Consider the following 7,047-nt stretch of genomic DNA (forward strand, 5'->3'; position numbering starts at 1 on the left):
GGAGTGATCATGCAGGACATCTGGCGCCTTCCCGCGACTGAACTGGCCGATCTCGTCCGCAGCCGCCGCGTCTCGGCGCGCGAAGTGGCCGAGGCCGCGCTGCGCCGGCTCGATGCCGTCAATCCTGCGATCAATGCGGTGGTCGATCACAAGGCCGAGGACGCGCTGGCGCAGGCCGATGCAGTCGATGCCGCGCTCGCCAAAGGCGACGCGCCCGGCGTGCTCGCCGGCGTGCCGGTGACCGTGAAGGTCAATGTCGATCAGCAGGGCTTTGCCACCACCAACGGCGTGACGCTGCAGCGCGACTGGATCGCCAAGACCAACAATCCGGTGGTCGACAATCTGCGCAAAGCCGGGGCGGTGATCATCGGCCGCACCAACACGCCGGCGTTTTCTTATCGCTGGTTCACCTCCAATAAGCTGCACGGCGAGACGCTGAATCCGCGCGATTCCTCGATCACGCCGGGCGGCTCGTCCGGCGGCGCCGCTGCGGCGGTCGCAGCCGGAATCGGCGCGATTGCGCACGGCACCGACATCGCCGGCTCGGTGCGTTATCCAGCCTATGCCTGCGGCGTGCACGGACTGCGCCCGACCATCGGCCGCGTTGCGGCCTTCAACGCGTCGTCGCCGGAGCGGCCGATCTGCCCGCAGATCAGCGCCGTCTCCGGCCCGCTGGCGCGGACGATCGCCGATGTGCGGCTTGGACTGCAGGCGCTGGCGCAGCCGGACGCGCGCGATCCGTGGTGGGTGCCGGCGCCGCTCGAGGGCCCGCCGCGCGACAAGCGCGCCGCGCTGTGCATCGCGCCGGACGATCTTGCGGTGGTGCCGGAAGTCCGCGATGCGCTGAAAGACGCCGCGCGCCGGCTCGAAGCCGCCGGCTGGATCGTCGAGGAGATCGCCAACACGCCGCCGCTGCGCGAGGCTGCGGAGCTGCAGGCGCAGTTCTGGCTCGGCGACGGTTATCAAGCGATGCTGGATGCTGCCGAGCGCGAGGGCGACGAAGGCGCGCTGGCGTGTCTGCACGGCAACCGCGACAAGGCGATCGGCGATCTCGCCAGCTACTCGAAGCTGCTCACCCGCCGCGCCACGCTGACGCGCGACTGGCAGACCTTCTTCGAAAGCTATGCGGTGCTGCTGATGCCGGTGTGCGGCGAACTGCCGTTCCCGCAGCGACTCGATTTGAAGGACGAGGAATCGTTCAAGCGGGTGTGGGCGGCGCAGATGCCGCAGGTCGGGCTGCCGTTCATGGGACTGCCCGGCCTCACCGTGTCGACCGGGATGGTCGGCCGCGTGCCGGTCGGCGTGCAGGTGGTGTCGGGACGCTATCGCGAGGATCTGTGCCTGCTCGCGGGCGAAGCGGTCGAGGCCGGCGGCGCGCCGCCGTCGCCGATCGATCCGATGGCTTGAGACGGAAGCGAGGGGACAATGGCGTCGATCTATGATTTCACCGCCAAATCGCTGGCGGGCAAAGACGTCGCGCTGAAAGACTTCGAAGGAAAGGTGCTGCTGATCGTCAACACCGCCAGCGCCTGCGGCTTCACTCCGCAATACAAAGGCCTCGAAGCGCTGCAGCAGAAATATGGCGCGCGCGGCTTTTCGGTGCTGGGCTTTCCGTGCAACCAGTTCGGCGCCCAGGAGCCCGGCGACGAGGCCCAGATCGCGCAGTTCTGCTCGACCAATTACGGCGTCAGCTTCCCGATGTTCGCCAAGATCGACGTCAATGGCGCCGGCGCGCATCCGCTGTACAAGTTTCTGAAGGACGAAAAGGGCGGCTTGCTCGGCTCGGCGATCAAATGGAATTTCACCAAGTTCCTGGTCGATCGGTCCGGGCGCGTGGTATCGCGGCATGCGCCGACCACCACGCCGGAGGCGCTTTCGAAAGAGATCGAGACCTTGCTATGACCGACACTCAGAACATTGAACTGCCCGATCGCCTGTCGATCGAGCCTTCCAGCCCTTACTACAACGCCGACCTGCTCGAGCTCGACGTCGGCGTCCGCTTCAAGGGGCAGGACAAGACCAACGTGATCGAATACTGCGTCAGCGAGGGCTGGATCCGCGTTGCCGCCGGCACTGCCAAGGATCGCTTCGGCAATCAGCTTGCGATCAAGGTTCACGGCCCGGTCGAGCCGTATATCCGCCCGCGCAGCTGAGCTTCGCGTTCCCGGCTGGCGCTCCGCGCGCGGCCGGGACTTTTCTCATCACCTTGCAGCAATGCCGCCCGCTGGTGCGCTTCCGCGCGCCGGCGTGCGTTGGCGCGTCCGTTTTGCGCTTGAACGTTAACGACGATTAGGCGGGAATGATCTCTCGCGAGAACATCGCCGCACAGATGTTGCGCGCACCCGCGATGGCCCACGGCGATATCTGGTGTCGGCCCCGCGCGAGCATGTGATTCGCGCTGATTCGTCGGTGCTTTGTTCCGCCCGCGTTCCAAAACTTAAGATCGAGCACGGCGAGTGTCGCATCCGGGGACAACGCCGGTGGGAATGCACGCGCGCACTCGGTGACGATCTCTGCAACGCCGGCAAGCGAAGCTCGCCGTGCACCGCTCGGCCGCGCGTTAACGACTTTTGCCGCGATCAGCGCGGTCACGTGAACACGCGCGTGCAGGTGTTGTGCTGGATCGTCTCGGCGGCGCCGAGATCTAGGGAGCGCACGACTGCGAGAGCTGATTCGCAGTGATTCGGGCTGGGTTCGTTCTGCCGCGTTCGAAACGTTAAGGTCGTGCAGGCGCGGTGTCGCATTCGGGGACACGCGATCCACCGCGATGGCTCACGCGTTGACGCGCTGCATCCACAAGGACGTCAGCGAAGGCAGAGCGCACGAGCGCAAGTATTAACCCATTTAGCCATGGTCGCAGCTTCGCGCGCTAACAGCCGCAGCAGGTGTTGTGCCGTCGCTGTGCCAGCTCGCACGAGATCTGGTGCGGAGTTCGTGTCGCGAGCTGATTCGCAGTGATTCGGGCCCGCTTCGTTCAGGCCGCGTTCCAAAGGTTAAGATCGATCACGCGTCTTGTTACGCGCTGGGACAGTCTTGCGGGCTTTCGGCGCTTTGGCGACGCGCGCTTGCGCTTCGGCGGCGAGGCGGCGGCGGAAGGCGCGGTCGCGCTTGAGATGCCACTCGCGGCTCATCGCGTCGCGGCGGCAGGTGAAGCGCTCCGAATGGATCAGCACCCAGGCGCGGCCGCGGGTCGATCGCGCGCCGGTGCCGGCGTTGTGCTGGGCGAGGCGGCGGTCGAGATCGAGCGTCCAGCCGACATAGGTGAGATAGCGGCCGGCGCTGGCGCAGCCGAGCACATAGACGAAGCACTCTTCTTCGGCGGAAGCCTCCTGCATGGCGCGAACCTCGCACGGCCGGCCTGAGTCCGGCAATCCGCCGCGGGATGGAGCGGTTGACGGCCGGCGCGCCAGCGGCTTCGCTGCCCCCTGATGCAACCGAAGGAGACGATGATGGCCGGCAAACCGATGATCGCGCTGGCGCTGCTGGCGCCGCTGCTGTGGAGCCCGGCCGCGACCGCCCAGGACGTGCCGGGCATCGAGATCTGCACCGTGGAGAAAACCATGGAGCGGCGCACCAGCTGCCTGCAGAGCAATGTCGACTTCCTGCACAAGAGCCTCGACAAGGCGCGGCTCGATCAGCAGCAGAAGCTCGATGCGGCCCGCGAGCAGATCGCCGCGCTGAGTGCCGCGGTAGCGGCGCTGCAGAAGCAGCTGTCCGAACTACAAGCCGCGCAGAAGCCGACCAAAAGCGAGCCTGCGCCGGCCAAGGATGCGACGCCGTCCAAGGATGCATCGCCGTCGAAGGACGCAACGCCGCCGAAGGCCGACGCGAAGTAGTTCCGCGCTGTCTTCTCCGGCGTCTGCCGCTCGATGGAATTATCGCGCTTGCTTGGCAAGCCGCGACGACATGACTTACAACTCGTTCCCGAGACAATAAGCGCGGGGGAGTCTCATCTCCCGCGCACAACAAACATCTCGGGAGAAAACCATGTCCAACGTCCGCGTTCTCGCCACCGATCTGGCGTTTCCCGAAGGACCGGTGGTGATGCCGGACGGCTCGGTGGTGCTGGTCGAGATCCGCGCCCAGCAACTGACGCGGGTGTGGCCGGACGGGCGCAAGGAAGTCGTCGCCAAGGTGCCGGGCGGGCCGAACGGTGCGGCACTCGGCCCTGACGGCAAGATGTACATCTGCAACAACGGCGGCTTCGGCTGGTTTCCGTCGCGTGGCACGATGATGCCCGGCGCGCCGGCGCCGCATGAGTATATCGGCGGCTCGATTCAGCGGGTCGATCTGCAGAGCGGCCAAGTCGAAACGCTGTTCGACAAATGCGGCGAGCACCCGCTGAAGGGGCCGAACGATCTGGTGTTCGATCAGCACGGCGGCCTCTGGTTCACCGATCTCGGCAAGCGCCGCGCCCGCGACATGGACGTCGGCGCCGCCTACTACATCAAGCCCGGCATGACCGAGATCACCGAGCAGGTGTTCGGCACGCTGCCGCTGAACGGCATCGGCCTGTCGCCGGACGAGGCGACGATGTATGCGGCCGAAACCCCGACCGGCCGGTTGTGGGCGTTCGATCTGTCGGCGCCGGGCGAGGTAAAGCCGCGCGACGTGATCTATCGCGGCGAGAAGGGCAAGCCGATCTGCGGGCTCGGCGGCTATCAGATGTTCGATTCGCTGGCGGTCGAGGCCGGCGGCAATGTCTGCGTCGCCACGCTGGTGTCCGGTTGCATCTCGGTGATCGCACCGGACGGCACGCTGGTCGAGCAGGTGCCGACCGGCGACCGCGTCACCACCAACATCGCTTTCGGCGGCCCCGATCTGAAGACCGCCTACATCACCCTGTCCGGCAAGGGCGAACTGATCGCGATGGATTGGTCGCGGCCCGGTCTGCCGTTGAATTTTCTGAACAAGTAGCGAGTCGTCGTCATTGCGAGCCATCGGTCCGGCCTTCGGCCGGCCCGATGACAGGCTCCGCGAAGCAATCCAGCGCTGCGCACGAAGCTCGATTGCTTCGTCGCTTCGCTCCTCGCAATGGCGTATGAAAGGCACCGCTGCCAATTCTTGAAGAGGACCTGACATGCCCTGGCTCGAACCCGTCACCCTCAGCGGCCCGCATGCGACCTTGGTGCCGCTGGAGCCGGCGCATTGCGACGGTCTGACCGAGGCGGTGCGGGACGGTGAGCTGTGGAAGCTCTGGTACACGTTCGTGCCTGCTCCCGAGAAGATGGAAGCGGAGATTGCGCGGCGGCTGGCGCTTCAGGCGCAGGGCGCGATGCTGCCGTGGACGGTCAAGGATGCGGCCGGCAACATCGCCGGGATGACCACCTACATGAACGTGGATGCCGGCAATCGCCGCGTCGAGATCGGTTCCACCTGGTACGCGTCCCGCGTGCAGCGGACCGGACTCAACACGCAATGCAAATTGCTCCTGCTGCAACATGCGTTCGAGAAACTGGACTGTATCGCGGTCGAGTTCCGTACACACTTCTTCAACCATCAGTCCCGGCGCGGGATCGAGCGGCTCGGCGCCAAGCAGGACGGCATCCTGCGCAATCACCAGATCGCACCGAATGGAACGCTACGTGATACAGTGGTGTATTCGATCATCGCCGCGGAATGGCCGACCGTGAAGGCGCATCTGAACTATCAACTGTTCGACAAGCCCGGCCGCTGAGCCCGCGGGGCGCGGGTTCCCTTGATTTTTATCAAGATTCTGCTTGCTAATCGGCTGATGATCAAAAGAATAGCGCCCCCAATGGGTCTCGTTTGATCTGCGTCATTTTGCGAGGCCTTCGCCGACGCCATTCTACTGCTATGCCGTTCTATCGATTTCATGTCCGCGATCCGATCAACCGCGTCGATGGCCCGGGCCACGACGGCGCGGCGCTCGCCGACGATATCGATGCGACGCTGTTCGCCGCCGGGGTGATCCAGCGGCTGGTCCAGGTGCATCCGGAAGTGCCGCGGACCTGGTCGATCGAAATCATGCAGGATCAGCGCCGCGTCGGACTGCTGCCGTTCGACAAAGGCTGCCAAGTGATGCTGCGACCGGATTGGGTCTGTGATCAGCCGATCGACGTCCACGAAGGTTGGCGCTGAGTCTCAGGTCGGCGGTTCTCGTCATTGCGAGCCGAAGGCGAAGCAATCCAGGGGCTCCATGCACGGGGCTCCTGGATTGCTTCGTCGGCTTCGCCTCCTCGCAATGACGCGAGAGATGCGCTGCTACGCAGCCCCCGGCAACTGATCCGGCCGGTACAAGGTGTCGATCGTCACCGTGCCGCGGGCGCGGGAGACGCAGGCGCACATTTTGCCGCTGTCGTGCTTCTGATGCTCGCTGAAGAACACGTCGCGGTGGTCGATCTCGCCGTCGACGGCGGTGACATCGACGGCGCAGACGCCGCATTCGCCACGTTCGCAATCGGAGATGACCTCGAAGCCGGCGGCGTTCAGCGCGTCCAGCATCGAGCGGTCGCGCGGCACCACGATCTCGCTGCCGGTGGCGGCGATGCGGACGCGGAATCCGCTGGTCGGCAGCCGGCCGCTGGAGCCGAAGGTCTCGAAGCACAGATCGCTCGCCGGGCGGCCGGCCTGATGCCAGGCGTGGCGGGCCACCTCCAGCATCCGCAGCGGGCCGCACAGCACCGCCACCGCGCCTTCGGGAAGCGCGCGGAAGGTGGCGTCGAGGTCGAGCCGGGTGCCTTCGTCGCCGGCATGGAGCCGCAGCCGGTCGCCGAGCAGGCTGCGCAACTCGTCGTGGAGCGCGGCGTCGCTGCGCGATTTCACCGCGTAGTGCATCGTCAGCTCAGTGCCACGCCGGGCAAGCGCCGCGGCAATCCCGAGCATCGGCGTCACACCGATGCCGCCGGCAATCAGCGCGTAGTGCTTGCGGCTCCAATCGATTTCGAACAGGGAGGTCGGATGGGTGATGTCGATCCGCTGACCCGGCTTCAGCGCCCACATCGCTTGCGATCCGCCACGGCTGTCACCGGCGAGCCGCACCGCGATCCGCAGGCGCCCCTGTTCCGGCGCGCCGCCCAGCGGGTA

10 protein-coding genes are annotated in these 7,047 nt (G+C 66.0%); 7 read left to right on the forward strand and 3 right to left on the reverse strand.

The features are described from left to right. Window positions 1–9 precede the first annotated feature (9 nt). The 3 genes from DYI24_RS17695 to DYI24_RS17705 are packed head-to-tail and all read left to right on the forward strand — an operon-like array spanning window position 10 to window position 2,153. Complete coding sequence (locus DYI24_RS17695) at window positions 10–1,407, forward strand: amidase family protein (protein WP_164573238.1); 1,398 nt, start codon at window positions 10–12, stop codon at window positions 1,405–1,407. Window positions 1,408–1,425: 18 nt separating this feature from the next. Beyond that, the gene (locus DYI24_RS17700) at window positions 1,426–1,902 is read left to right on the forward strand and encodes a glutathione peroxidase (RefSeq protein ID WP_164573233.1); all 477 of its coding nucleotides are present in this window, start codon (window positions 1,426–1,428) and stop codon (window positions 1,900–1,902) included. Then, the gene (locus DYI24_RS17705) at window positions 1,899–2,153 is read left to right on the forward strand and encodes a DUF3297 family protein (protein ID WP_012497047.1); all 255 of its coding nucleotides are present in this window, start codon (window positions 1,899–1,901) and stop codon (window positions 2,151–2,153) included. Before DYI24_RS17700 ends, DYI24_RS17705 begins: the two co-directional genes overlap by 4 nt. A 136-nt stretch (window positions 2,154–2,289) precedes the next feature. Here DYI24_RS17705 and DYI24_RS17710 read toward each other — a convergent pair whose 3' ends face one another. Both DYI24_RS17710 and DYI24_RS17715 read right to left on the reverse strand, forming a co-directional pair. Further along, on the reverse strand, window positions 2,290–2,592 hold the full coding sequence (locus DYI24_RS17710) for a hypothetical protein (RefSeq protein ID WP_164573234.1): 303 nt from the start codon (window positions 2,590–2,592) through the stop codon (window positions 2,290–2,292). Between the two features lie 401 nt (window positions 2,593–2,993). Beyond that, window positions 2,994–3,335 (reverse strand): GIY-YIG nuclease family protein, encoded by a 342-nt coding sequence (locus tag DYI24_RS17715; RefSeq protein ID WP_107345383.1) that lies wholly within the window; start codon window positions 3,333–3,335, stop codon window positions 2,994–2,996. A 114-nt stretch (window positions 3,336–3,449) separates the two neighbouring features. Here DYI24_RS17715 and DYI24_RS17720 point away from each other — a divergent pair, with 114 nt between their 5' ends. From DYI24_RS17720 to DYI24_RS17735, 4 genes are all read left to right on the forward strand, one after another. Beyond that, window positions 3,450–3,836, forward strand: a complete 387-nt coding sequence (locus DYI24_RS17720) for a hypothetical protein (protein WP_164573235.1) — start codon at window positions 3,450–3,452, stop codon at window positions 3,834–3,836. 151 nt (window positions 3,837–3,987) lie between these two features. Further along, entirely contained in the window at window positions 3,988–4,917 is a 930-nt protein-coding gene (locus DYI24_RS17725) for an SMP-30/gluconolactonase/LRE family protein (RefSeq protein WP_164573236.1), read from the forward strand. Window positions 4,918–5,080: 163 nt separating this feature from the next. Further along, window positions 5,081–5,677, forward strand: coding sequence for a GNAT family N-acetyltransferase (locus DYI24_RS17730; RefSeq protein ID WP_107356404.1), 597 nt, complete (start codon window positions 5,081–5,083; stop codon window positions 5,675–5,677). A gap of 140 nt (window positions 5,678–5,817) precedes the next feature. Next, window positions 5,818–6,102 (forward strand): hypothetical protein, encoded by a 285-nt coding sequence (locus DYI24_RS17735; protein WP_107345380.1) that lies wholly within the window; start codon window positions 5,818–5,820, stop codon window positions 6,100–6,102. Between the two features lie 123 nt (window positions 6,103–6,225). On the opposite strand, the gene DYI24_RS17740 is transcribed toward DYI24_RS17735, so the two are convergent. Further along, a partial coding sequence (locus DYI24_RS17740) for a PDR/VanB family oxidoreductase (protein WP_164573237.1) occupies window positions 6,226–7,047 on the reverse strand: 822 nt, incomplete at its 5' end.

The sequence above is a fragment of the Rhodopseudomonas sp. BR0C11 genome, assembly GCF_010820945.1.
In the GTDB taxonomy this organism is placed as follows: domain Bacteria; phylum Pseudomonadota; class Alphaproteobacteria; order Rhizobiales; family Xanthobacteraceae; genus Rhodopseudomonas; species Rhodopseudomonas palustris_H.